The 24333-nt window shown below is 72.7% G+C and carries 22 protein-coding genes; 15 read left to right on the top strand and 7 right to left on the bottom strand.

Going from position 1 to position 24333, the window contains the following annotated elements:
* Positions 1-211: 211 nt before the first annotated feature.
* The 4 genes from hutU to hutI are packed head-to-tail and all read left to right on the top strand — an operon-like array spanning position 212 to position 5643.
* The gene (gene hutU, locus ACZ4K2_RS07625) at positions 212-1876 is read left to right on the top strand and encodes a urocanate hydratase (RefSeq protein ID WP_467470558.1); all 1665 of its coding nucleotides are present in this window, start codon (positions 212-214) and stop codon (positions 1874-1876) included.
* Positions 1873-3090: an allantoate amidohydrolase gene (locus ACZ4K2_RS07620; protein ID WP_467470556.1), complete on the top strand. Its 1218-nt coding sequence runs from the start codon at positions 1873-1875 to the stop codon at positions 3088-3090. The genes hutU and ACZ4K2_RS07620 overlap by 4 nt, the downstream gene beginning before the upstream one ends.
* Complete coding sequence (locus ACZ4K2_RS07615; protein WP_467470554.1) at positions 3087-4424, top strand: formimidoylglutamate deiminase; 1338 nt, start codon at positions 3087-3089, stop codon at positions 4422-4424. The genes ACZ4K2_RS07620 and ACZ4K2_RS07615 overlap by 4 nt, the downstream gene beginning before the upstream one ends.
* A 43-nt stretch (positions 4425-4467) precedes the next feature.
* Positions 4468-5643, top strand: coding sequence for an imidazolonepropionase (gene hutI / locus ACZ4K2_RS07610; RefSeq protein ID WP_467470553.1), 1176 nt, complete (start codon positions 4468-4470; stop codon positions 5641-5643).
* Between the two features lie 143 nt (positions 5644-5786).
* Here the strand turns inward: hutI and ACZ4K2_RS07605 are convergent, their stop codons facing one another.
* Positions 5787-6683 (bottom strand): RNA polymerase sigma factor SigF, encoded by an 897-nt coding sequence (locus ACZ4K2_RS07605; protein WP_467470551.1) that lies wholly within the window; start codon positions 6681-6683, stop codon positions 5787-5789.
* A gap of 240 nt (positions 6684-6923) precedes the next feature.
* On the opposite strand from ACZ4K2_RS07605, the gene ACZ4K2_RS07600 reads away from it, so the two are divergent.
* The gene (locus ACZ4K2_RS07600; RefSeq protein WP_201820874.1) at positions 6924-7301 is read left to right on the top strand and encodes an STAS domain-containing protein; all 378 of its coding nucleotides are present in this window, start codon (positions 6924-6926) and stop codon (positions 7299-7301) included.
* 388 nt (positions 7302-7689) lie between these two features.
* On the top strand, positions 7690-8259 hold the full coding sequence (locus tag ACZ4K2_RS07595) for an ATP-binding protein (protein ID WP_467470549.1): 570 nt from the start codon (positions 7690-7692) through the stop codon (positions 8257-8259).
* Positions 8260-8796: 537 nt separating this feature from the next.
* Here ACZ4K2_RS07595 and ACZ4K2_RS07590 read toward each other — a convergent pair.
* The gene (locus ACZ4K2_RS07590; RefSeq protein WP_467470547.1) at positions 8797-10302 is read right to left on the bottom strand and encodes a peptide MFS transporter; all 1506 of its coding nucleotides are present in this window, start codon (positions 10300-10302) and stop codon (positions 8797-8799) included.
* A gap of 501 nt (positions 10303-10803) precedes the next feature.
* On the opposite strand from ACZ4K2_RS07590, the gene ACZ4K2_RS07585 reads away from it, so the two are divergent.
* Positions 10804-11481: a response regulator transcription factor gene (locus ACZ4K2_RS07585; protein WP_030341405.1), complete on the top strand. Its 678-nt coding sequence runs from the start codon at positions 10804-10806 to the stop codon at positions 11479-11481.
* Between the two features lie 31 nt (positions 11482-11512).
* Entirely contained in the window at positions 11513-12784 is a 1272-nt protein-coding gene (locus ACZ4K2_RS07580; RefSeq protein ID WP_467470543.1) for an ATP-binding protein, read from the top strand.
* Positions 12785-12809: 25 nt separating this feature from the next.
* Here ACZ4K2_RS07580 and ACZ4K2_RS07575 read toward each other — a convergent pair whose 3' ends face one another.
* Positions 12810-13313 (bottom strand): GtrA family protein, encoded by a 504-nt coding sequence (locus ACZ4K2_RS07575; RefSeq protein WP_467470541.1) that lies wholly within the window; start codon positions 13311-13313, stop codon positions 12810-12812.
* Positions 13314-13495: 182 nt separating this feature from the next.
* On the opposite strand from ACZ4K2_RS07575, the gene ACZ4K2_RS07570 reads away from it, so the two are divergent.
* Genes ACZ4K2_RS07570 through ACZ4K2_RS07560 form a run of 3 tightly spaced genes read left to right on the top strand, consistent with a single transcriptional unit; the run spans position 13496 to position 16346 of the window.
* Entirely contained in the window at positions 13496-14635 is a 1140-nt protein-coding gene (locus ACZ4K2_RS07570) for a 5-(carboxyamino)imidazole ribonucleotide synthase (RefSeq protein WP_467470538.1), read from the top strand.
* Entirely contained in the window at positions 14632-15153 is a 522-nt protein-coding gene (gene purE, locus ACZ4K2_RS07565; protein WP_467470536.1) for a 5-(carboxyamino)imidazole ribonucleotide mutase, read from the top strand. Before ACZ4K2_RS07570 ends, purE begins: the two co-directional genes overlap by 4 nt.
* Before the next feature lie 5 nt (positions 15154-15158).
* Complete coding sequence (locus ACZ4K2_RS07560; protein WP_467471232.1) at positions 15159-16346, top strand: dipeptidase; 1188 nt, start codon at positions 15159-15161, stop codon at positions 16344-16346.
* 71 nt (positions 16347-16417) lie between these two features.
* Here the strand turns inward: ACZ4K2_RS07560 and ACZ4K2_RS07555 are convergent, their stop codons facing one another.
* Complete coding sequence (locus ACZ4K2_RS07555) at positions 16418-16786, bottom strand: VOC family protein (RefSeq protein WP_467470535.1); 369 nt, start codon at positions 16784-16786, stop codon at positions 16418-16420.
* Positions 16787-16885: 99 nt separating this feature from the next.
* Here ACZ4K2_RS07555 and ACZ4K2_RS07550 point away from each other — a divergent pair, with 99 nt between their 5' ends.
* Positions 16886-17392, top strand: coding sequence for a CGNR zinc finger domain-containing protein (locus tag ACZ4K2_RS07550; RefSeq protein WP_467470533.1), 507 nt, complete (start codon positions 16886-16888; stop codon positions 17390-17392).
* Between the two features lie 124 nt (positions 17393-17516).
* On the opposite strand, the gene ACZ4K2_RS07545 is transcribed toward ACZ4K2_RS07550, so the two are convergent.
* Positions 17517-18860, bottom strand: coding sequence for a UDP-glucose dehydrogenase family protein (locus ACZ4K2_RS07545; RefSeq protein ID WP_467471230.1), 1344 nt, complete (start codon positions 18858-18860; stop codon positions 17517-17519).
* Between the two features lie 182 nt (positions 18861-19042).
* Between ACZ4K2_RS07545 and ACZ4K2_RS07540 the strand changes: the two genes are divergently transcribed.
* Positions 19043-20200, top strand: a complete 1158-nt coding sequence (locus ACZ4K2_RS07540) for an acyl-CoA dehydrogenase (RefSeq protein ID WP_467470532.1) — start codon at positions 19043-19045, stop codon at positions 20198-20200.
* Positions 20201-20372: 172 nt separating this feature from the next.
* Complete coding sequence (locus tag ACZ4K2_RS07535) at positions 20373-20735, top strand: four-helix bundle copper-binding protein (protein ID WP_467470530.1); 363 nt, start codon at positions 20373-20375, stop codon at positions 20733-20735.
* Between the two features lie 74 nt (positions 20736-20809).
* Here the strand turns inward: ACZ4K2_RS07535 and ACZ4K2_RS07530 are convergent, their stop codons facing one another.
* Positions 20810-22063, bottom strand: a complete 1254-nt coding sequence (locus tag ACZ4K2_RS07530; protein ID WP_467470528.1) for an LCP family protein — start codon at positions 22061-22063, stop codon at positions 20810-20812.
* Between the two features lie 118 nt (positions 22064-22181).
* On the opposite strand from ACZ4K2_RS07530, the gene ACZ4K2_RS07525 reads away from it, so the two are divergent.
* Positions 22182-22730 carry an acyl-CoA thioesterase gene (locus ACZ4K2_RS07525; RefSeq protein WP_467470526.1) on the top strand — a complete coding sequence of 183 codons (549 nt, stop codon included), beginning with the start codon at positions 22182-22184 and terminating at the stop codon, positions 22728-22730.
* A 60-nt stretch (positions 22731-22790) separates the two neighbouring features.
* On the opposite strand, the gene ACZ4K2_RS07520 is transcribed toward ACZ4K2_RS07525, so the two are convergent.
* Complete coding sequence (locus tag ACZ4K2_RS07520; protein ID WP_467470524.1) at positions 22791-24290, bottom strand: LCP family protein; 1500 nt, start codon at positions 24288-24290, stop codon at positions 22791-22793.
* Positions 24291-24333 lie beyond the last annotated feature (43 nt).

Here is a 24333-nt window from a genome sequence, read left to right as displayed (position 1 = left end):
GCCGTGTCCCGCCGCACCTCTGTCACCTCGCGCACCTCCCGCACTGCCGGCGCCTCGGGAACCTCCCGGACCACGGCTTCCCCGTCCCGGGCCGGCCACCGGTGCTTCCAGCCAAACACCCGCGGCCCCGGGACGCGGCCCGCCCGCCGTATTGACTAGCCCTATTCAGCGGGACAGGATGTGAATAGACGTAGGCACGAGGAGGCAGACGATGTCGGGACCCCGCCCCGTACGAGCACCGCGCGGCACGGAACTCAGCGCCCTGGGCTGGCAGCAGGAGGCCGCCCTGCGCATGCTCCAGAACAACCTCGACCCCGAGGTGGCCGAGCACCCCGACAAGCTCGTCGTCTACGGCGGCACCGGCAAGGCCGCCCGCGACTGGCGCTCCTTCGACGCGATGGTCCGCACCCTGCGGACCCTCAAGCAGGACGAGACCATGCTGGTCCAGTCGGGCCGCCCGGTCGGCGTGATGCAGACCCACGAGTGGGCCCCGCGCGTCCTCATCGCCAACTCCAACCTGGTCGGCGACTGGGCCAACTGGGAGGAGTTCCGCCGCCTGGAGGCCCTCGGCCTGACCATGTACGGCCAGATGACCGCCGGTTCCTGGATCTACATCGGCACCCAGGGCATCCTCCAGGGCACCTACGAGACCTTCGCCGCCGTCGCCGCGAAGAAGTTCGGCGGCACCCTCGCCGGCACGATCACCCTCACCGCGGGCCTCGGCGGCATGGGCGGCGCCCAGCCCCTCGCCGTCACCATGAACGACGGCGTCGCGATCTGCGTCGACTGCGACCCGCGCGCCATCGACCGCCGCATCGGGCACCGCTACCTCGACGTCCGGGCCGACTCCCTGGACCACGCGCTCCGCCTGGCCACCGAGGCCCGCGACGCCCGCCGCCCGCTGTCCATCGGCGTCCTCGGCAACGCGGCCGAGCTGGTCCCGCAGCTCCTCGCCATGAACGCCCCGATCGACATCGTCACCGACCAGACCTCCGCCCACGACCCGCTGTCGTACCTGCCCACCGGCATCGCCTTCGAGGACATGGCCGACGAGGCGGCGAAGGACCCGGCCGGCTTCACCACCCGCGCCCGCGAGTCCATGGCCCGGCACGTCGAGGCCATGGTCGGCTTCCAGGACGCCGGCGCCGAGGTCTTCGACTACGGCAACTCCATCCGCGGCGAGGCCCGGCTCGCCGGGTACGACCGCGCCTTCGCCTTCCCCGGCTTCGTCCCCGCCTACATCCGCCCCCTCTTCTGCGAGGGCAAGGGACCCTTCCGCTGGGCGGCCCTGTCCGGCGACCCGGCCGACATCGCCAAGACCGACAAGGCGCTCCTGGAGCTGTTCCCGGAGAACGAGTCCCTGCACCGCTGGATCAGGATGGCCGGCGAGCGCGTCCACTTCCAGGGCCTGCCCGCCCGCATCTGCTGGCTCGGCTACGGCGAGCGCGACAAGGCCGGCGAGCGCTTCAACGACATGGTGGCCTCCGGCGAGCTGGCGGCCCCGCTGGCCATCGGCCGCGACCACCTCGACTGCGGCTCCGTCGCCTCGCCGTACCGCGAGACCGAGGCCATGCTCGACGGCTCCGACGCGATCGCCGACTGGCCGCTGCTGAACGCCATGGTCAACGTGGCCTCCGGCGCGTCCTGGGTCTCCCTCCACCACGGCGGCGGCGTCGGCATGGGCCGCTCCATCCACGCCGGCCAGGTCACGGTGGCCGACGGCACCGAGCTGGCCGGGGAGAAGATCCGCCGGGTGCTGACCAACGACCCCGGCATGGGCGTCATCCGGCACGTGGACGCCGGGTACGACATCGCGGAGTCCGTCGCCGCCGAGCGCGGGGTCCGGGTGCCGATGCGCGAGGGTGACCAGGCGTGACCTTCCACAGCATGTGGGCGGAGCTGCTGCCGGTCGGCCGCAGCTCCGCCTCCGGCGGGTACCGGCGGTTCGCCTGGACCGGCGCCGACGCCGACTGCCGGGCCTGGTTCAGGGAGCAGGCCGAGAAGCGCGGACTCGCCTACGAGGTCGACCGGAACGGCAACCAGTGGGCCTGGCTCGGCGACCCCGCCGCCGGGGACGCCGTCGTCACCGGCTCGCACCTGGACTCCGTCCCGGACGGCGGGGCCTTCGACGGCCCCCTCGGTGTCGTCTCCTCCTTCGCGGCCCTCGACGAACTGCGCGCCCGCGGCACCGAGTTCGGCAAGCCGCTCGCCATCGTGAACTTCGGCGACGAGGAGGGCGCCCGGTTCGGGCTCGCCTGCGTCGGCTCCCGGCTCACCGCCGGTCGGCTCACCGTCGAACAGGCCCACCGGCTCACCGACGGGGACGGGATCACCCTGCCGCGCGCCATGGAGGCCGCCGGGTACGACCCCGAGGCCGTCGGACCCGACCCCGAACGGCTCGCCCGGATCGGCGCCTTTGTGGAACTGCACGTCGAACAGGGCCGCGCGCTGGACCTGTCCGGCGACCGGGTCGGCATCGCCAGCGCCATCTGGCCGCACGGGCGGTGGCGGTTCGACTTCCGCGGCGAGGCCAACCACGCGGGCACCACCCGGCTCGTCGACCGGCGCGACCCCATGCCGTCGTACGCCGAGACCGTGCTCGCCGCCCGCCGGGAGGCCGAACTCGCCGGTGCCGTCGCCACCTTCGGCAAGATCGCCGTCGAACCGAACGGCGTCAACGCCATCCCCTCGCTGGTGCGCGGCTGGCTCGACTCCCGCGCCGCCGACCAGGACACCCTGGACACCGTCGTCGGCGGCATCGAGAAGGCGGCCCGGGAGTACGCGGACGCCCACGGCGTCGGCCTCGACGTCGTCCGCGAGTCCTTCACCCCGGTCGTCGAGTTCGACCACGCCCTGCGGGACGAACTCGGCCGCATCCTGGGCCGGGACGCCGGCCTGACGGTGCCGGTCCTCGGCACCGGAGCCGGACACGACGCCGGGATCCTCTCCGGGAGCATCCCGACCGCCATGCTGTTCGTGCGCAACCCCACCGGCGTCTCGCACTCCCCGGCCGAGTTCGCGGCCGAGGACGACTGCGTGGCCGGGGTGCACGCGCTCGCCGACGTACTGGAAGGACTGGCCCGCAGGTGACCACGGGAACCTACTGGTTGGAGCACGCCTGGCTCGACCCCCGGGTCGAGCCGGGCGTGCTGGTCGAGACCGCGGACGGCCGGATCACCGCCGTCCGCACCGGCACACCGGCCCCGCCGCCGGGCGCGGAGGTGCTGCGCGGCCTCACGCTGCCGGGCCTGAGCAACACCCACAGCCACGCCTTCCACCGCGCGCTGCGCGGCACCGTCCAGGTCGGCTCCGGCACCTTCTGGACCTGGCGCGAGGTGATGTACTCCGTCGCCGACCGGCTGACCCCGGACACCTACCACGACCTCGCCCGCGCGGTGTACGCCGAGATGGCGCTGGCCGGCGTCACCGCCGTCGGCGAGTTCCACTACGTGCACCACGCCCCCGGCGGCACCCGCTACGCCGACCCCAACGCCATGGGCGAGGCGCTGATCGAGGCCGCCGCCGCGGCCGGCATCCGGATCACCCTCCTCGACACCTGCTACCTCTCCTCGGGCTTCGGGGAGCCGCCCGACGCCCACCAGCTCCGCTTCTCCGACGGCACCGCCGAGGAGTGGGCCGAGCGCTGCGCCGGGCTCCGGGCACGGGAGCACGCGCGCGTCGGGGCGGCGATCCACTCGGTGCGGGCCGTGCCCGCCGGCCGGCTCGCGACCGTGGCCCGGTGGGCCGAGGAGCGCCGGGCCCCGCTGCACGTCCACCTGTCGGAGCAGACCGCCGAGAACGACGCCTGCCTCGCCGCCCACGGCCGCACGCCCACCCGGCTCCTCGCCGACCACGGCGTCCTCGGCCCCCGCACCACCGGCGTGCACAACACCCACCTCACCGACGAGGACATCGCCCTGCTCGGCGGATCGGGCACCGGCACCTGCATGTGCCCGACCACCGAACGCGACCTGGCCGACGGCATCGGCCCCGCCGTCGCCCTCCAGCGGGCCGGCTCCCCGCTGTCCCTCGGCTCCGACAGCCACGCCGTCGTCGACCTGCTCGAAGAGGCGCGCGCGATGGAGCTGAACGAGCGGCTGCGCACCCGCACCCGGGGCCACTGGACGGCGGCGGCCCTGCTGCGCGCGGCCTCCGCGGACGGCCACGCGGCCCTCGGCTGGCACGAGGCGGGCGCCCTGCGGACGGGGGCGCCCGCCGACTTCACCACCATCGCCCTGGACTCCGTCAGGACGGCCGGACCGGCCCCCCGGCTGGGCGCCGAGACCGCCGTCTTCGCGGCGAGCGCGGCGGACGTGCGGCACACCGTCGTGGGCGGCCGGCACGTCGTACGCGACGGGACGCACACCCTCGTCCCGGACGTGCCGCGGGCCCTGGCGGCCGCGATCGAAGCCCTGCACGCCTGACCACCCACGCCCGCCCCGAGGACGACCCCGCGAGGACGACACCATGAGCAGCAGCACCGTCATCACCGGCATCGCCGCACTGGTCACCAACGACCCCGCCCAGGGCGACGGATCCCCGCTCGGCCTGGTCCGGGACGCGGCCGTCGTCATCGACGGCGACCGCGTCGCGTGGACCGGGGAAGCCGGCCGCGCCCCGGCCGCCGACCACCGGGTCGACGCGGCCGGCCGGGCGGTGCTGCCCGGCTTCGTCGACTCGCACTCCCACCTGGTGTTCGCGGGCGACCGGACGCAGGAGTTCAACGCCCGCATGTCCGGCCGCACCTACAGCGCGGGCGGCATCCGCACCACGGTCGCGGCCACCCGCGCCGCGAGCGACGCCGAACTGGAGGCGAACCTCACCCGGTACCTCGGCGAGGCCCTCCGCCAGGGCACGACCACCCTGGAGACGAAATCGGGCTACGGCCTCACCGTCGAGGACGAGTCCCGCGCCCTGCGCCTGGCGGCGAGGCACACCGACGAGGTGACGTACCTGGGCGCGCACATCGTCTCCCCGGACCACGCCGACGACCCGGCCGCGTACGTCGCCCTGGTGACCGGTGAGATGCTGGACGCCTGCGCGCCGCACGCCCGCTGGATCGACGTGTTCTGCGAGAAGGGCGCCTTCGACGGCGACCAGGCCCGCGCGATCCTCACGGCCGGCAAGGCCAGGGGCCTGCACCCGCGCATCCACGCCAACCAGCTCTCCTACGGTCCCGGCGTCCGGCTCGCCGTCGAACTGGACGCGGCGAGCGCCGACCACTGCACCCACCTCACGGACGCCGACGTCGACGCCCTCGCCCACAGCCGTACCGTCGCGACCCTGCTGCCCGGCGCCGAGTTCTCCACCCGCGCCGAGTGGCCGGACGCCCGCCGCCTGCTGGACGCGGGCGTGACGGTCGCCCTCTCCACCGACTGCAACCCGGGCTCGTCCTTCACCTCGTCCGTGCCCTTCTGCATCGCCCTGGCCGTCCGCGACATGGGGATGACCCCGGACGAGGCGGTGTGGTCGGCCACGGCGGGCGGCGCCGCCGCCCTGCGCCGCACGGACGTCGGGCGCCTCGCCCCGGGCGCGCTGGCCGACCTGACCCTGCTCGACGCCCCGAGCCACGTCCACCTCGCCTACCGGCCGGGCGTCCCGCTGGTCAGCGGCGTGTGGCGCAGGGGCGTGCGCGTCGTCTGACCCGGCACCGGCGCCCCGCCCGCATGAGGGTGGGGGCGCCGGGTACCCGGCTGCCGGTGGATCGGGTCCCGGGCACGGCGAAGCGGCCCGGCGCCGTCCGCCGGGCCGCTTCCGCAGGCCGTGCACACCGTCCGGCCGGACGGTCACTCCTCCAGCGTCAGTCCCTTGCGCAGCCGCACCAGCGTCCGCGACAGCAGCCGGGACACGTGCATCTGCGAGATGCCCAGTTCCTCTCCGATCTCCGACTGGGTCATGTTCGCCACGAAGCGCAGGGAGAGGATCTTCCGGTCCCGGGGCGCCAGATCGGCGATCAGGGGCTTGAGCGACTCGATGTACTCGATGCCCTCGAGCCCGTGGTCCTCGTAGCCGATGCGGTCCGCGAGCGCGCTCTCGGTGTCGTCCTCCTCGGGCTGGGCGTCCAGCGACGAGGCGGTGTACGCGTTCGACGCGGCCATGCCCTCGACGACCTCGTCCTTGGTGATGCCGAGCCGCTCGGCGAGCTCCGAGACCGTGGGGGCGCGGTCCAGCTGCTGCGCCAGCTCGTCGCCGGCCTTCGCGAGGTCGAGCCGCAGCTCCTGCAGCCGGCGCGGGACGCGCACGGACCAGGAGGTGTCACGGAAGAACCGCTTGATCTCGCCGATGATGGTCGGCATGGCGAAGGTGGGGAACTCGACGCCGCGGGAGAGCTCGAAACGGTCGATCGCCTTGATCAGGCCGATGGTGCCGACCTGGATGATGTCCTCCATCGGCTCGCTGCGGGAGCGGAAGCGGGAGGCGGCGAACTTGACGAGCGCGAGGTTCAGCTCGACGAGGGTGTTGCGGACGTACGCGTGCTCGTACGTCCCTTCCTCCAGCGACTCCAGGCGCTCGAAGAGGGTCTTGGACAGGGCCCGCGCGTCCACCGGGCCGATCTCGTCGTACGGGGGGATCTCCGGGAGTCCCTCGAAGAGGTCGAGGGCGTCGATGGGATGATCCAGCTGTTCCGGTGGGGGTGTCGACGTCGCGATCGGGGTAGGCGATGCGTCGAGCCGGGGTGACATGGGTGTCCTCCATCGTTCTCGGCATATGGCTGCCGAAGCCAGTACGTGCACTGCGGTGTGCGGCGCCTCCAAGCCGGCGTGTAGGTGTGTCCCTATAGCCCTACCCGCTTCACCGAGCGGGTCGCAAGTGCGTTCTGTTGCGCTATGTCCGATTGTGTGCGGAAGTTCGGGTGTCGCCGTGCGCGAGGAAGGCGTAATGTTCGAGGGCATCAGCAGCCACGACCTCGGGAGAGAGACGGCATGGACCACGGGACGGTCGGCAGCGCACAGTCGGGCCGGCTTCTGGTGGAGGTGCGGGAAGAGGGATCCAGCGCCGTCGTGACACCAGCGGGTGAGCTCGACCACCACACCGCCGATCTTTTGCGTGAGCCCCTCGACGACCTCCTCGCCAAGGGCTTCTCACGCCTGGTGGTGGACTGCTCACGCCTGGAGTTCTGCGACTCCACGGGGCTGAACGTCCTGCTCGGCGCCCGGCTGAAGGCCGATGCCGCCGGCGGCGGGGTCCACCTGGCCGGCATGCTGCCGGTCGTCGCCCGCGTGTTCGAGATCACAGGGGCCGAGGCGGTCTTCACCGTCCACGACTCCGTGGAGGCGGCCCTGGCCGACGGTGCCGACTGACCCGCCGCCCTCCGCCGTCCCGCCCGGTGCGCGCACCGGCATCCGCGGGCGTTGCGCGTGTCATGCCGAAAACGGGGGTGTTCCGCCGGATCGGTCGGGCAGGAGAGGGCAGAAGAAGAGCAGGAGGCGTCCAGCCGGCCGCCGGCCACCGGAACCCCGCGGGGACAGGTGGACGGACCGGACGGGACGCCTGGACGAACGACCTGGACGAAACGCGTGTCCGGCGGACGGACGGGGACGGGACCCCGGACGGGCGGCGCCGGGCCGGCGGCCGGACGCGTGACGGCCGGCCGGAGCCGACGGTGCCGGACCTGTGGCCGGACCACCGCCGGACCGTTGACCGCACTTTCTCAATCGTGAACTGGTGAATCGGTGAGGTGAAGCGCTGATGAGCACCACCCGGCCTTTCTCGCCGGGCGACCGCGGCCCGGAGCCCAGCGGCGCTTCCGGGGCGTCCGAAGGGACCGCGCCGTCCGCCGGCGCGGCCTCGGGGGCAGCCGCGTCGTCCGTGCCGTCCGGGCCGAGCGACGGCGCACCGCAGGCCCGTGTCCGGCAACTGCGCAGACTGCGTCTGGAAGGCGAGAGCGGGGTGGTCCCGCTCGCCCGTGACTTCACCCGGCAGGCGCTGTACGCGTGGGGCTGGCTGCCGGCGGCCGGCGCCGACCAGCGGGCCGCCGCCGAGGACGTCCTGCTCGTCGTCTCCGAACTGGTCACCAACGCCTGCCTGCACGCCGAGGGCCCCGACGAACTGCTGCTCGCCTGCGACAACAAGGTGATCCGGATCGAGGTCTCCGACCGGGGCGACGGCCAGCCGGCTCCCCGCACGCCGCACCGCGCCGGACGCCCCGGCGGGCACGGCATGTTCATCGTGCAACGGCTGTGCCTGGACTGGGGCGTGGTCCGCGTTCCCGGCACGCCGGGCAAGACGGTGTGGGCGGAGCTGGGCGCGCCCGCCTGAGCCGCCCGGCGGGCGCCCGCCACCACCCCCACCCGCCGCACACGCCGGACCGCCACGGATCCGGCGTGTGCCGCGCCTTCCTCCCGCACGGCCCCGGCCCGTACCTCGGAGCCGTCCCCGGGCGTGCCGACGGCCGGGGCGCCCGGTACGGCCACCACGTGCACCCGGGTGTGGACGGCGGTCTCGCTCACCTGGACACCACCGGGCAGCCCCGCGGGGCGGCCGACGGCCCTCCACCTCCCCATCAGGCGGCATCAGACGGCACCTCCGCGTCCGGCACGGCGTCCGGCGCCCGCGGCGTCCGGCGGTTGCGCGGGCTCGGCCGGTGAGGGCGCGGCGGACCCGTCCGGACCGGCGCGGGCGTCCACGGCGACCTCAAGGCCTCCGGCCCGGTGGTGGGCACGGCCGCCGTCCCGCTCGGCGCGCGGTGTCCACGCCGCCGCCGCGGCGCGGGACGCGGTGACGGCCGGCCCCGGCGCCGAAGGGCCGCCGCATCCGGCCGGGATGCGACGGCCCTCGGGAGAGCGGCGGCGGCTACTAGTTGATGCTGCCCATCATCTTCTTGACCTTGCCGCGGTACATCCACACCGCGAAACCGGCGACCACGGCGAGGACGGCCTCCAGGGCGACGAAGCCCATCTTGTCGAGGTTGACGCCACCGACGGCCGGGTTCGACAGCAGGGCGGTGACGGAGTCGCCCGCGGTCACCGCGAGGAACCAGACGCCCATCATCTGGGAGGCGTACTTCTTCGGCGCCATCTTCGTCGTCACGGACAGGCCCACCGGCGACAGCGTCAGCTCACCGACGGTCTGCACGAAGTAGATCGCGACCAGCCACATCGCCGCGGCCTTGTGACCGCCCTCGGCGATCGACAGCGGGGCGAGGAAGACGAAGAAGGACGCGCCGACCAGCACCAGACCGGAGGAGAACTTCACGATCGTGCTCGGCTCCTTGCCGCGCCGGTTCAGCCACAGCCACAGCCAGGCGAAGACGGGCGCCAGGGCCATGATCATGACCGGGTTGACCGACTGGTACCAGGAGACCGGGAACTCCCAGCCGAGGACCGAGTTCTCGGCGCTCTTCGCGGCGAACAGCGACAGGGTCGAGCCGCCCTGGTCGTAGATCATCCAGAAGACGGCCGCGGCGACGAAGAACCAGATGTACGCCGACACCTTCGACCGCTCGGCGGGCTCCAGGTCCTTGTCCCGCAGGATGCGGCCGATGACCATGATCGGCACGATCAGGCCGATGAGGGTGAGCGGGATCAGCGCCCAGTTCAGGGTGAAGTGGCCGGTGCCGCCCACGATGCCGTAGAAGACGGCGGCGACGGCCAGCCAGATCAGGCCCTTGCGCAGCGTGGCGGCCTTCTCCGCGGCCGACAGCGGGGTCGGGACCTCGCTGCTCCTGGCGTCCAGGTGGCGGCCGCCCAGCAGGTACTGGACCAGGCCGATCGCCATGCCGACCGCGGCCAGCGCGAAGCCCAGGTGCCAGTTGACGTCCTCACCGATGGTGCCGATCACCAGCGGGGCGACGAAGGCGCCCAGGTTGATGCCGATGTAGAAGAGCGTGAAGCCACCGTCCCGGCGCGGGTCCTCCGGGCCGTTGTAGAGGTGGCCGACCATCGTGGAGATGTTGGCCTTCAGCAGACCCGAACCGATGGCGACGAGGACCAGGCCGACGTAGAAGCTCGCCGCGGCGGGAAGGGCCAGGCACAGGTGGCCGAGCATGATGACCGCGCCGGAGACGGCGACCGTCTTGCGGGGACCGAGCACACGGTCGGCGAACCAGCCGCCGGGCAGCGCGAGCAGGTACACGAGCGACAGGTACACCGCGTAGATCGCGCTGGCCGTGCCCGCGCTCAGGTGCAGCCCGCCCGGGGCCACCAGGTACAGCGGGAGCAGAGCCCTCATTCCGTAGTAGGAGAAACGCTCCCACATCTCGGTCATGAAGAGAGTGGCCAGTCCGCGGGGGTGGCCGAAGAAGGTCTTCTCGGAACCGGGGGTGCCCGGGCGGACCGAGTCCTTCGTCAGGCTGGACGCCATGGTCGTTCCTTGCTGGTCGGGACGCGCGGCTTGAGCGTTGCGCGCCCGTGGGGGTGCGGCCGGCACCGGCGAGGTCGCTCGTCCGCCCCCACGCCCGGAGGGGGGTCCGTTCCGGATCGCGGATCGGCGGACGGCGACCACCGGGATCCACGCCCCGCGACGCGTCGTCGCGCGCGGAGCCCGGCCAGAGGTCGTTCCTTTCGAGGCCGATCGCGCATCCGATCAGCCCGTACGCGAAAGAGACCCTCAGCGTCCACTGTCCGCCGAAGGTCCCCGGTGCGCACTACAGGCGTTCAGGTCACCATACGGCAGGACAGTGCCGGATATGGAAGGACTTGAGACACGGATCACAGGTGTCAGGGGAACCACAGGCCCGGGATCGAAGGTCTCTTCTACGATCCCATCCCCAGGTCGATGGTCCGTACCGGCGGCACGCGAAGGTAAGAGTCCCGGGATCCGATCACACCCCGGCACCGTGCGTGAGCGGTCTACCATCACCTCATGACCCGTGTACTGCTCGCCGAGGACGACGCGTCCATCTCGGAGCCGCTGGCCCGCGCCCTGCGCCGCGAAGGTTACGAGGTCGAGGTGCGCGAGGACGGACCCGCCGCGCTCGACGCCGGAATGCAGGGCGGTGTCGATCTCGTCGTGCTGGACCTGGGCCTGCCCGGGATGGACGGCCTGGAGGTCGCCCGCCGGCTGCGGGCCGACGGCCACGCCGTGCCCATCCTCATCCTGACCGCACGGGCCGACGAGGTGGACACCGTCGTCGGCCTCGACGCGGGCGCCGACGACTACGTCACCAAGCCCTTCCGGCTGGCGGAGCTGCTCGCCCGGGTGCGGGCCCTGCTGCGGCGCGGCGCCGCCGAACCGCAGCAGCCGCCCGCGACCCACGGGGTGCGCATCGACGTCGAGTCCCACCGCGCCTGGATGGGCGACGAGGAACTCCAGCTCACCGCCAAGGAGTTCGACCTGCTGCGGGTGCTGGTGCGGGACGCCGGCCGGGTGGTCACCCGGGACCAGCTCATGCGCGAGGTCTGGGACACCACCTGGTGGTCGTCGACCAAGACCCTCGACATGCACATCTCCTGGCTGCGCAAGAAGCTCGGCGACGACGCGGCGAACCCCCGCTACATCGCCACGGTGCGCGGGGTCGGTTTCCGGTTCGAGAAGAGCTGAGGCCCCGCGGGGCCGGCTCGGGTGACAGTACATGCGTCGACGTCTCATCCAGTCCACTCTCGCCGTCGTCCTCGTGGTGATCGCCGTCTTCGGCATCTCCCTGGTGATCGTCGAGACACGGACGATCAGCAACAGCGCCCAGGAACGGGTGGAGTCGGAAGCGGTCCGGCTGGCCAGCATCGTGGACAGCCGCGTCCTCGCCGCGGAGAACGTCAACGCGGACGTCCTGCGCAACCCGGTCAGCAAGGACCAGTACGCGGTCATCACCATGCCCGGCCGCAGGCCCATCGAGATCGGCAGCAAGCCCGAGGGCGACACCATCCACTCCACCGCGCACGGCGAGGAGGGCGAGACGGTCACCGTGCAGGAGCCCCGCTCCGCCGTGACCCGTGAGGTCGGCCGGACCCTGCTGATCATCGGGCTGGTCGCCCTGCTCGCGGTGGTGGCTGCGGTGCTGCTCGCCGTGCGGCAGGCCAACCGGCTCGCCTCGCCGCTCACCGACCTCGCCGAGACCGCCGAGCGCCTCGGCTCCGGCGACCCCCGGCCGAGGCACAAGCGGTACGGCGTCCCCGAGCTGGACCGGGTCGCCGACGTGCTGGACTCCTCCGCCGAGCGGATCGGGCGCATGCTGACCGCCGAGCGGCGCCTCGCGGCCGACGCCTCCCACCAGCTCCGCACCCCGCTGACCGCGCTGTCCATGCGCCTGGAGGAGATCACCCTCACCGACGACCCGGACACGGTGAAGGAGGAGGCCACCATCGCGCTGACGCAGGTGGAGCGGCTGACCGACGTCGTGCAGCGGCTGCTGACCAACTCCCGCGACCCGCGCACCGGCTCCGCGGTCTCCTTCGAGCTGGACGAGGTCATCCAGCAGCAGCTCGCCGAGTGGCGGCCCGCCTACCGCAGCGCCGGCCGGGCCGTCGTCAGCTCCGGCAAGCGGCACCTCACGGCGGTGGGCACGCCCGGCGCGGTGGCCCAGGTGCTGGCCGCGCTGATCGAGAACTCGCTGATGCACGGCGGCGGCACCGTCGCCCTGCGCACCCGGGTCACCGGCAACCAGGCCGTGATCGAGGTCACCGACGAGGGACCGGGCGTACCGGCCGACCTCGGCGCGCGGATCTTCGAGCGCACGATCAGCGGGCGGAACTCCACGGGCATCGGCCTGGCCGTCGCCCGGGACCTCGCGGAGGCCGACGGCGGCCGGCTGGAACTGCTCCAGGCGCAGCCCCCGGTCTTCGGGCTGTTCCTCTCGCGCACGCCCCCGGCCCGCAAGTCGGACGAGGACCGGCCCACGGTCCGCTGAGCCCCGCCCCGGGGGAGCGGGCCGCCTACGGTACGCGCTGCCGCGGCGCGGACCGCCGGGCCCCGGGCTCCGGGACCGGCTCCGCGGCCACGACGGCCGACTCGGCCGGCAGCGCCCGGAACACCCAGCTCCGGTACGACCAGAACCGGAACAGCGTCGCGACGCCGATGCCGACGAACTTGAAGACGTTGCTCTGCAGCGGGCTGTCCCAGTGGAACCCGTAGGTCGCCGCGTACAGCACGCCGTTCTCGATCACCAGGCCGATCGCGGAGAACAGCAGGAACAGCGTGAGTTCCTTGGTGCGCCCGCCCCTGTCGCGGTCCCGGTACGTCCAGTAGCGGAAGCCGACGTAGTTGAAGAGGATGGCCACCACGGTCGCGATGATGCTGGCGCGCACCACCGGCAGGTCGGAGACGTGCCGGACCAGGTTGAACACGCCCAGGTTGACCAGCACGCCGGCACCGCCGACGGCGCCGAACTTGACCACCTCTCGTACGAGCCGTTGCAGCCCCGAGGAACGAGGTTCCATGGCTGTGCAGCTCCCGTCGGTAGGTTTCGTAACCCCGCCATGCTAGCCGTGCCGACCCGGCGGTGCCCGCGGACCTGGCGACTTGCGGGAAACAGGTCGGGAAGAGAGGGGGAAGCGGCGGGTAAGAGGGCGTGAGAGGGGCGGGGCCGGAGACGCCCCCGCGTGGCCGATACGCTAGGGGCGTGACGTTCCCGGTAGTCGGCATGGTCGGCGGGGGGCAGCTCGCGCGTATGACGCACGAAGCGGGCATCCCGTTGGGCATCAGGTTCAAGCTCCTCAGTGACACCCCTCAGGATTCCGCGGCGCAGGTCGTGAGCGATGTCGTCATCGGCGACTATCGCGATCTCGACACGCTCCGCGAGTTCGCACGGGGTTGCGACGTGATCACCTTCGATCACGAACATGTACCCACCGAGCACCTCAAGGCCCTGGAGGCGGACGGCATCCCCGTGCGCCCCGGGCCCGACGCGCTGGTGCACGCCCAGGACAAGGGCGTGATGCGCGCGAGGCTCGACGCGATCGGCATCCCGTGCCCACGGCACCGGATCGTCGCCGACCCGCAGGACGTGGCCGCGTTCGCGGCCGAGGGCGACGGGTTCCCCGTGGTCCTCAAGACCGTCCGCGGCGGCTACGACGGCAAGGGCGTGTGGGTCGTCGACTCCGCCGAGGAGGCCGCCGCCCCGTTCCGGGCCGGCGTCCCCGTCCTCGCCGAGGAGAAGGTCGACTACGTCCGCGAGCTGGCCGCCAACGTCGTGCGCTCCCCGCACGGCCAGGCCGTCGCCTACCCGGTGGTCGAGTCGCAGCAGGTGGGCGGCGTCTGCGACACCGTGATAGCCCCGGCCCCGGACCTCGACGAGGACCTGGCGCTGAAGGCCGAGGAGATGGCGCTGACCATCGCCAAGGAACTGGGCGTCGTCGGCCACCTCGCCGTCGAGCTGTTCCAGACCCGCGACGGCCGCATCCTCGTCAACGAGCTGGCGATGCGCCCGCACAACTCCGGCCACTGGACCATGGACGGCGCGATCACCTCGCAGTTCGCCAACCACGTCCGCGCGGTCCTGGACCTCCCGCTGGGCGACCCGCGCCCGCGCACCCGGTGGACGGTCATGGTCAACGTCCTGGGCGGCGACTACCCCGACATGTACTCCGCGTACCTGCACTGCATGGCCCGCGACCCCAAGCTCAAGATCCACATGTACGGCAAGGACGTGAAGCCCGGCCGCAAGGTCGGGCACGTCAACACCTACGGCGACGACCTGGACGAGGTGCTGGAGCGCGCCCGCCACGCGGCCGGATACCTGAGAGGCACGATCACCGAATGAGTCCCGTTGTTGGCATCGTCATGGGGTCGGACTCCGACTGGCCCGTCATGGAGTCCGCCGCCAAGGCCCTGGACGAGTTCGAGATCACCTACGAGGTCGACGTCGTCTCCGCGCACCGCATGCCCCGCGAGATGATCGCCTACGGCGAGGAGGCGGCCGGCCGCGGCCTGAAGGTGCTCATCGCGGGCGCGGGCGGCGCCGCCCACCTGCCCGGCATGCTCGCCTCGGTCACGCCGCTGCCGGTCATCGGCGTGCCCGTGCCGCTGAAGTACCTCGACGGCATGGACTCGCTGCTGTCGATCGTGCAGATGCCGGCCGGGGTCCCGGTCGCCACGGTCTCCGTCGCCGGTGCCCGCAACGCCGGCCTGCTCGCGGCCCGCATCCTCGCCTCGCACGACGAGGAACTGCTGCACCGGATGCGCGACTTCCAGCAGGACCTCAACGACCAGGCCACCGAGAAGGGCAGGCGGCTGCGCTCGAAGGTCGAGGGCCAGGACCGCTTCGGCTTCGGGAAGTGACGCCCGTGACCCGGCTGGAGGAGGCCCGCGCGCTGCTGCGCGAGTTCCCGGTCGTCGACGGCCACAACGACCTGCCCTGGGCACTGCGCAAGCAGTCCGGCTACGACCTGGACGCCCTCGACATCGCCACCGACCAGCGCGAGCACCTGCACACCGACCTGCCGCGGCTGCGCGAGGGCGGGGTCGGCGCCCAGTACTGGTCGGTGTACGTGCCCGCCGAGGAGCCGGAGCCGGTGGCGGCCACGCTGGAGCAGATCGACTGCGTCCGGCGGCTGCTGGCCCGCTACCCGCAGCGACTGGCGCGCGCGCTGACCGCCGCGGACCTTCAGGCGGCGCGCCGGGACGGCCGGATCGCCTCCCTGATGGGGGCCGAGGGCGGCCACTCCATCGCCAACTCGCTGGGCACCCTGCGCGGCCTGTACGCCCTCGGCGTGCGGTACCTGACGCTCACCCACAACTCCAACGTGGACTGGGCCGACTCCGCGACCGACGAGCCGAGGACGGGCGGCCTGTCCGCCTTCGGCCGCGAGGTCGTCGCCGAGATGAACCGGCTCGGCATGCTCGTCGACCTCTCCCACGTGGCGGCGACGACGATGCGGGACGCGCTGGACACCACCCGCGCGCCGGTGGTCTTCTCCCACTCCTCCGCGCGGGCGGTGTGCGACCACCCGCGCAACATCCCCGACGACGTGCTGGAGCGGCTGCCCGCCAACGGCGGTGTGGCGATGGTGACGTTCGTGCCCAAGTTCGTGCTCCAGGCGGCGGTGGACTGGACGGCCGCGGCCGACGAGAACCTGCGCGCCCACGGCCTGCACCACCTGGACACCAGCCCCGAGGCCCTGGCGATCCACCGGGCGTTCGAGGAGCGCGTCCCCCGCCCGGTCGCCACGGTGTCGACGGTGGCCGACCACCTGGACCACATGCGCGAGGTGGCCGGCATCGACCACCTCGGCATCGGCGGCGACTACGACGGCACCGCGTTCACCCCGGACGGGCTGGACGACGTCTCCGGCTACCCGAACCTGCTGGCCGAACTCCTCGACCGCGGCTGGTCCAAGGCCGACCTGGCCAAGCTGACCTGGCAGAACTCGGTGCGCGTGCTGGGCGCGGCCGAGGACGTGGCCCGGGACCTCCAGGCCACGCGCGGCCCGTCCCTCGCCACCATCGAGGCACTGGACGGCACGGGCGCCTGACGAACCCCCGTGACGGGGCGGCCGGGTACCACGACCCGGCCGCCCCGTTCACCTCTCCCCGCCGCGGCCGCTCAGCAGGCGCAGAGGCAGAACGGGTGCCCGGCGGGGTCGGCGTAGACCCGGAAGCCGCGGGACCGGTCCTCCGCGTCCAGCGGCCGCGCGCCCAGCTCCAGCACCCCCTTCTCGGCCGCGTCCAGGTCCTGAACGGCCAGGTCCAGGTGGAACTGCTGCGAGCCGTCCGCCGCGGGCCACCGGGGCGGGACGAAGCCGGGCGCCCGCTGGAAGGCAAGCGCCGGCCCGCCGGGCACCTTCAGGTCCACCCACGCGCCGTCCTCGGAGTCCTCCCCGGCCGTGCCGCCCAGCACGGCGGCGTAGAACCCGGCCAGGGCACGCGGGTCGGGACAGTCGAGCACCACGACGTCGAGCTTGGCGAGAGCCATGACTACCTCCTGGTGACACCCCACGGAGTTGTTACCCCCAGGGCCTCTCATGCGGTAACGGTTACCGCATCCTCCCGCACCGGGGGTAACGTCGCAACCATGAGCGAGAGATCGGCCGCTCCCGGTGGTCTGGCCCTGGTCGAGGCCCTGGTGAACACCCTGGACATCGAGACGGGCGCCGACGCGCTGGACACACCGGAGGGCCGCGCGCGCCTCGGGATCACGGAGGCGGGGCTCGCCGGGGCCCGGGAACTGCGCGAGTCGCTGCGGGCCGTCCTGCTCGCCCACGCCGGCCACCCGCCGCACCGCGCGGTGACCCCGCTGGGCACCCTGCTCGCCCGGGCCCCGCTGTACGTCACGGTCGACGGCGCGGACGGCTCGGCCGGCCTCGCGCCCGCCGACACCGGCCCGCTGCCGAACCGGATCGCCGCGGCCGTCGCCGGGGCGCTGGTCGCGGGCACCTGGACCCGCCTGAAGGCGTGCGAGGCCGCCACCTGCCACTGGGCGTACTACGACCGCAGCCCCGCCGGCCGCGGGCGCTGGTGCTCGATGCGGGTGTGCGGGGCCCGCGCGAAGATGCGCCGCTACCGGGCCCGGGGGACGTGAAGCGGCGCGCGGGGTCCGGCGGCCGGGCCGGTGCCCCGTGGTGCAGAATGCGGGAAGGCGCCGGTTCGGCCGACTGAGCCTCGGCCGAACCGGCGTCCCCTCTGGGTTCCCGCTCCCCGCACGGCTACGCGGTCGGGCGGCCCATCGCCCGGTACGTCCAGCCGGCCCGGCGCCACAGCTCCGGGTCCAGCGTGTTGCGCCCGTCCAGCAGCAGCCGGGCCGCCGCCACCTCGCCCAGCTCCGCCGGATCCAGCTCGCGGAACTCCCGCCACTCGGTCAGGTGCAGCACCACGTCGGCGCCGCGGACGGCCGCCCGGGCGGAGTCGGCGTAGCCCAGGGTCGGGAAGACCTTGCGGGCGTTGCCCATGCCCTTGGGGTCGTAGACCGTCACCTGGCCGCCCTGGAGGTGGATCTGCCCGGCCACGTTCAGCGCGGGGGAGTCCCGCACGTCGTCCGAGTCCGGCTTGAAGGTGGCGCCGAGCACCGCGACGCGCTTGCCGAGGAACGAGTCCCCGCCCAGCGCCTCCCGGGTCATCTCCACCATCTGGCCGCGCCGGCGCATGTTGATCGAGTCGATCTCGCGCAGGAAGGTCAGCGCCTGGTCGGCGCCCAGCTCGCCCGCGCGGGCCATGAACGCCCGGATGTCCTTGGGCAGGCAGCCGCCGCCGAAGCCGATCCCGGCCCGCAGGAACTTGCGGCCGATCCGGTCGTCGTGCCCGATGGCCTCCGCGAGCTTCGCCACGTCACCGCCGGCGGCCTCGCACACCTCCGCCATCGCGTTGATGAAGGAGATCTTGGTCGCCAGGAACGAGTTCGCCGCCGTCTTCACCAGCTCCGCCGTCGGGAAGTCGGTGACGACGAAGGGGGCGCCCTCCCGCACCGGCGTCGCGTACACCTCGCGCAGCAGCTTCTCCGCGCGCTCGCCGCGCACGCCGACCACGATCCGGTCCGGGTGCAGGGTGTCCTGCACGGCGAAGCCCTCGCGCAGGAACTCCGGGTTCCAGGCCAGTTCGGCGTCGCCGCCCGCCGGGGCGTGCTCGGCGAGGTAGGCGGCCAGCCGCTCGGCGGAGCCCACCGGCACGGTCGACTTGCCCACGACCAGGGCCGGGCCGTGCAGGTGCGGGGCCAGGGAGGCGATCGCCGCGTCGACGAACGACATGTCGCAGGCGTACTCGCCGTGCTTCTGCGGGGTGTTCACGCAGACGAAGTGCACATCGCCGAAGGCACCGGCCTCGGCCCAGTCCGTGGTGAACCGCAGCCGCCCGGTGGACCCCTCGATCCCGGCGACGTGCCGGCGCAGCAACTCCTCCAGACCGGGCTCGTACATGGGCGTCTCGCCCCGCTCCAGCAGGGCGATCTTCTCCGGTACGACGTCCAGGCCCAGCACCTCGAAGCCCAGCTCCGCCATGGCCGCGGCGTGCGTCGCGCCGAGGTAGCCGGTGCCGATCACGGTGATCTTCAGGCTCATGAGGGTGCGCTCCAGCTCGGGTCCGTCGGTGATGCGGAAGCGAGCATAGTCGGGCCGTCCCGCGGGCATTTTCCCCGCTGTCGCGTAGCTCACGTATGCGTGCTGCGGGCTGCCCTCTAAAATTTGAGTTACTTAACGGTAATTAGCGTCAGTATCACTGCGTCTTTGGAGCGTGAGAGACCGTGGCCGGATCGGCTGACTTCGACCTGTACCGCCCGTCCGAGGAGCACGACATGCTCCGCGACGCCGTCCGCGCCCTGGTCGAGGCGAAGATCGCCCCGTACGCCGCGGCGGTGGACGAGGAGGCCCGCTTCCCGCAGGAGGCGCTGGACGCCCTCGTGGCGAACGACCTGCACGCCGTGCACGTCCCCGAGGAGTACGGCGGCGCCGGCGCCGACGCGCTGGCCACGGTCATCGTGATCGAGGAGGTGGCCCGCGCCTGCGTCTCCTCCTCCCTCATCCCCGCCGTGAACAAGCTCGGCTCGCTCCCGGTGATCCTCTCCGGGTCCGAGGAGCTGAAGAAGAAGTACCTGGGCCCGCTGGCCAAGGGCGACGCGATGTTCTCGTACTGCCTCTCCGAGCCGGACGCGGGCTCGGACGCGGCCGGCATGAAGACCAAGGCGGTCCGCGACGGCGACCACTGGATCCTCAACGGCGTGAAGCGCTGGATCACCAACGCGGGCGTCTCCGACTACTACACGGTGATGGCCGTCACCGACCCCGAGAAGCGCTCCAAGGGCATCTCCGCCTTCGTCGTGGAGAAGTCGGACGAGGGCGTCTCCTTCGGCGCCCCGGAGAAGAAGCTCGGCATCAAGGGCTCCCCGACCCGCGAGGTCTACTTCGACAACGTGCGCATCCCCGCCGACCGCATGATCGGCGCGGAGGGCACCGGCTTCGCCACGGCGATGAAGACCCTCGACCACACCCGCATCACCATCGCCGCCCAGGCGCTCGGTGTCGCGCAGGGCGCCCTCGACTACGCCAAGGGCTACGTCCAGGAGCGCAAGCAGTTCGGCAAGCCGATCGCCGACTTCCAGGGCGTCCAGTTCATGCTGGCCGACATGGCCATGAAGATCGCGGCCGCCCGGGCGCTGACCTACCAGGCCGCCGCGGCCTCCGAGCGCGGCGACGCCGACCTCACCTTCCAGGGCGCCGCCGCCAAGTGCTTCGCCTCGGACATCGCGATGGAGGTCACCACGGACGCCGTCCAGCTCCTCGGCGGCTACGGCTACACCCGCGACTACCCGGTGGAGCGCATGATGCGCGACGCGAAGATCACCCAGATCTATGAAGGCACGAACCAGGTGCAGCGGATCGTGATGGCCCGCAACCTGCCGTAGCGGCCGCGCGGTCCGCCGGCAGCTCAGGGAAAGGCGCCTCCCTCGCGGGGGCGCCTTTCCGCTCCGCGGGCGCACCTGCCGACCGGTCGGTCACATGCGGGGGCGGGCGTGCGGACGTAGGACGGAAGCAGACGGGGCCCGCCCCGGGGCCCTCGCCGTCCGAGGAGGAACCATGACCCAGTCGCAGATGATGCCCGCCCTGACCCAGCAGATGCAGGAGTGCATCGAGGCCTGCATGAGCTGCCACAGCATGTGCGAGGAGACCATGAGCTCCTGCATGCAGAAGGGCGGCCAGCAGCAGATGCAGATCATGCGCGCGCTGATGGACTGCTCCGAGGCGACCCGCATGTGCTCCGACATGATGATGCGCCGCTCGCCCATGTCCGCCGAGATGTGCGCGCTCTGCGCCAAGGTGTGCGACATGTGCGCCGAGGCGTGTACGGCCATGCCGGACGACCAGCAGCTGATGCGCTGCGCGGAGGCGTGTCGCCGCTGTGCGCAGACCTGCCGGGCGATGGCCGGCGCCGGCATGTGACCGGACCGGCCCGGGAATGCACGGGGGCACCCGCGCCGCGCGCGAGTGCCCCCGGATGCCCGTACGGCGGCCGGCTAGTCGCCGGTGACCGTGACCTTCTCGTCCTTGTTCAACTGGTCCACCAGGGTCTTCACCTTCGTCTTGTCCCAGACGAGGTTGCCGCCGACGGAGCCGGAGATCGGCATGTTCATCGAGGTGCCGTCACCGCCGCTGACGCCCTTCATCGCCCAGAACATGGAGGCGAGGTCCCACAGCGACATGTCCTCGTCGACGATCAGGGAGTCCAGGCCCGCGCCCATGGTCGGGTAGAACTTGAACGGGTTGAGGATCGTCGACGGGGTGGCCACCTGGTGGGCCAGCGCGGCCAGGAACTTCTGCTGGTTCTTGGTGCGCTGGAGGTCGGACGCGGCGAACGCGTGCCGGGTGCGGACGAAGGCGAGGGCCTGCTGGCCGTCCAGCGTCTGCTTGCCCGCCTCGAAGTCGGCGCCGGACCACTTGTCCTTGAAGCCCTTGTCGATGTCGATCTCGACACCGCCGACCGCGTCCACGATGCCGGCGAAGCCCTGGAAGCCGATCTCCACGTAGTGGTCGATGCGCAGTCCGGTGTTGGCCTCTATCGCCCGGACCAGCAGCGTCGGCCCGTCCTCGGCGTAGGTCGCGTTCAGCTTCGCGTGCCGGCCCTGCGCCGGGTAGACCTTGCCGGACGTCGAACCCTCGTACGACGGCACCACCACGTCCGAGTCGCGCGGCAGCGAGATCAGCGTGTCGCCGTTGCCGCCGACGTGCAGGATCATCATCGAGTCGGTGCGCTTGCCCGGGGCACCGCCGGTGTGCAGCTTCTTCTCGTCGTCCTTGGACATGCCCTCGCGGCTGTCCGAACCGACGATCAGGTAGTTCGTGCCGTCACCCGACTCCGGTCTGTCGATCACCTTCGACAGGTCCACCTCGCGGCGCAGCTTGGAGTCGGCCCAGAAGTAGGTCGCGACCGAGGTGACGACCAGCACGGTGGCCAGGGTGATCGCGGTCCACTTGATCCGGCGCCGCCAGTTCGGCGCGGGGCGCGGGGCGCGGTCCCGTCCGTCCGCCGGAGCGCCCGGTCCGCGGCCGCCGGGGGCGCCGTAGACCTGGCCGGTGTTGTAACCGCCGTCGTCGCCGCGGCCGTCGACGTACGACGGCTGCCGCGGCACACCGGCCCCCTGCGGGGGCGCCCCCGGGCCGCGCCGCACCTGACGCATCACGCGGGCCCCCTCCGGCTGCGCGCCGGCACTGCCGCGTCCGTAGCGCGGGCCGCGGTTCTCGTCGGACCATCCCTCGGGCCAGTCATTCATGCGCCCCAGTGTGCCGGGCGGCCAGGTGTGCTCCACAAGCCCTGTCGGAAAATCAGGGCGCCGCTGTTGCGAAGACGACACAAATTCCGCGAATGAGCCTCGGCATAAGGTGGAGGGCATGACAGACCAGGCCACGCAAGTGGAAACGGACATCCCGGGCAAGCCGACGTCCGCCTCGCGCACCACCCTCAGCCACATCATGACGCACAGCGACACCAACCTGCTGGGGACGGTGCACGGCGGGGTGATCATGAAGCTGGTCGACGACGCGGCGGGCGCGGTGGCCGGCCGGCACTCCGGCGGCCCCGCCGTCACCGCGTCGATGGACGAGATGGCCTTCCTGGAGCCGGTCCGCGTGGGCGACCTGGTCCATGTGAAGGCGCAGGTGAACTGGACCGGCCGGACCTCCATGGAGGTCGGCGTGCGCGTCCTCGCCGAGCGCTGGAACGAGTCGGCGCCGGCCACCCAGGTCGGCTCGGCCTACCTGGTCTTCACGGCCGTGGACGCCGACGGCACGCCGCGCCGGGTGCCGCCGGTGATACCGGAGACCGAACGCGACCGCCGCCGCTGCCAGGAGGCGCAGATCCGCCGCACCCACCGCCTGGCCCGCCGCCGGGCGATCCGCGAGCTGCGCGAGCAGCGGGCGGCGGAGGGCATCGAGGATTGAGACCGGGGCCGCCCCGCCGGCCCCGGACCGCGCGCTGCGGCGGCCGTCCGGCGCCGCCGCTCAGCACACCACGTCGCTGCCCCGCACCGCGCTCTGCTGCGGCCGGGCCGGGTCGTCGAAGCGCACCGCGCGGACGGCCCTGAAGTCGGCGCCGGCCGTCACCTCCAGCAGCGGCCCCTGGCCCGGCGCCGCGCGCAGCTCGCTGCCCGGCAGGGCCGCCGCCAGGGACTGCGCGGAGCGGTCCCAGCGGGGGTCGTAGGAGATCACGGTGTGCGGCACGTGCGCGGGGGCGGTCACCGGCCGGCGGGTGGTGGCGAAGCCGGTCGCGGCGAGAGCCGCGTCGATCCGCTTGGCCAGCCCGGCCGTGCCGGTGCCGTTCGCCACCTGGACCCGTACGGTGTCCGGCGCCACCTCCACCGGCACCGGAGCGGGCGCTTTGCCGCCGTGCGGGCGGTCCGCGGTGAGCGGCCTGTCCTCGCGCAGCGCCCCGAACAGCCCGTCCGCCCTCGCCTGGTCCCACCTCAGGGTCGACCCGACGCCCTTGACCTGGAAGTCCAGCTTCCCGATGGGCACGGTGGCGAACTCCGAGGAGGACGGCGAGAAGCTCCGCATCGCCCGGCCGAGGTCGAGCAGCTCGTCGGTGCCGAACCCGGCGTCGGCGCGGACCGAGCCGAGCACCGCCCGGGTCACGTCCCGGAACCGCATCGGGTTCAGCAGCACGCCCGAGGAGGTCGCCCGCTCCAGCAGCGCGGCCAGGAACCGCTGCTGCCGCTTCATCCGGCCCAGGTCGCTGCCCCCGTCGACGTGCCGGGCGCGCACGTACTGGAGCGACTGCCCGCCCCGGAGGGTGTGCGTGCCGGCGGCGAGGTCGAGGCCGGTGAACCGGTCCTTCAGCGGCGTCGGCGTGCAGATCCTGACCCCGCCGAGCACGTCCACGGTCCGCATGAAGCTGGTGAAGTCGACCTCCAGGTAGTGGTCGATCTTCATATGGGTCATGTTCTCGACCGTGCGGATCGTCAGCGGGGGCCCGCCCTCGGCGTACGCCGCGTTGAGCCTGACCGGGTGGGGACCGTGCCGGTGCCCCGAGTTCCGGTCGACGTGCGCGGGCACCTCGGCGTAGGAGTCGCGCGGCAGGCTCACCACGGTGGCCCGCTCCCGGTCCTCCGAGATGTGCACGATCATCATCGTGTCCGTGCAGTGGCAGGGCTGCCCGCCCAGCCGGTAGGCGCGCCGTTCCCGCTCGCCGATCCGGTCCCGGCCGTCGGTGCCGACCAGCAGGACGTTCATGCCGTGGCCGGCCCGGGGCCGGTTCTTCATGTCCTTGAAGGCGTCGATCCGGGCGATGCCCGCGTCCAGGCTGCTGACCACCGCGTGCCCGATCCCGGCGGAGGCGAGCACCACCACCGACAGGGTGGTGATCGCCCGCATGGCCCAGCGCGGCCGCCGAGGCGGCCGGACCGGCCGGACAGCCCGTGCGCGCCGCTCCGGCTGGTGCGGCACACGGCGGGGCGGCTGCGGAGGGCGCCGCGCGGGCGCCGGGGGCCGATGCGGGCTGGGCAAGGGACACACCTCCGGACGGGGCCGTACGCGGGAACCGGAAGCA

This window comes from Streptomyces sp. NPDC025833 (assembly GCF_055558055.1).
The sequence above is the reverse complement of the archived record's forward strand: the minus strand, read 5'-3'. Positions and strand labels throughout refer to the sequence as shown.